Below are 684 nucleotides of genomic sequence, written 5' to 3'. Positions count from 1 at the left end.
GGCCTGAGCGGACACCGACACGGGGCCGCCGGTGACACCGGACTCGATAAGTTGCGGAACCTGATCGGCCACTTCGGGAACGGCGGGCGGTGCGGCTTCGCCTGTCTGTGGCTGGGCGGCGACCAGGAAGGCGCCGGCCGCCAGAGCGGAGGTCGCGACGGCGAGCGTCCGGTGCCGCCATCGCCGTTGTCTTGTCGCTGAGCACATGGGAATCCTCTTCCGGCTATGCAGGGACGACGATCAATTCGGGAATATGCAGGGAATTCCAGGATTCTTCCGACCCTAATCACGGCCGGGCCGTCGTCAACGAAAAGCCGTTCGGGACGCTGGACAACTCTGAACGGTCGGGTTCACCCGACGAAAGTCGGGCGTTTCGGGCAGTACGCTACGCCTTCATGACGAGCACCGTTCCGGCGGAATTCGGGGCCGCTCTGCGCACCGCCATCGAGCGCAGCGGGCTGAGTCTCAACGAGATCAGCCGTCGTCTGCGCGCGCGGGAGACGCCGGTCAGCATCAGCGCGCTCAGTTACTGGCAGAACGGGGAGAACCGGCCCGAGCGGGCCAGTTCGCTCGCCGCCGTCACCGCACTGGAGGCCATTCTCGGACAGCGGCCCGAAACGTTCACCGGTCTGCTGGGCCCGCGACGGCCCCGCGGCAAGGTGCACCACCGATCGGTGGCCTATG

General features: G+C 67.1%; 1 protein-coding gene and 1 pseudogene. One reads left to right on the top strand and one right to left on the bottom strand.

The window, feature by feature from the left end; genetic code table 11:
- The coding region (locus CFP71_RS41950) for a hypothetical protein (protein ID WP_143267281.1) at window positions 1-207 on the bottom strand (207 nt) is incomplete at its 3' end.
- A gap of 188 nt (window positions 208-395) precedes the next feature.
- Here CFP71_RS41950 and CFP71_RS41945 point away from each other — a divergent pair.
- Window positions 396-684, top strand: a pseudogene (locus CFP71_RS41945) (helix-turn-helix domain-containing protein); the annotation flags it as partial.

It is taken from the genome of Amycolatopsis thailandensis (assembly GCF_002234405.1).
Taxonomy (GTDB): Bacteria; Actinomycetota; Actinomycetes; order Mycobacteriales; family Pseudonocardiaceae; genus Amycolatopsis; species Amycolatopsis thailandensis.
Note: the sequence above shows the minus strand (reverse complement) of the source record. Positions and strands in the feature narration are given on the sequence as shown.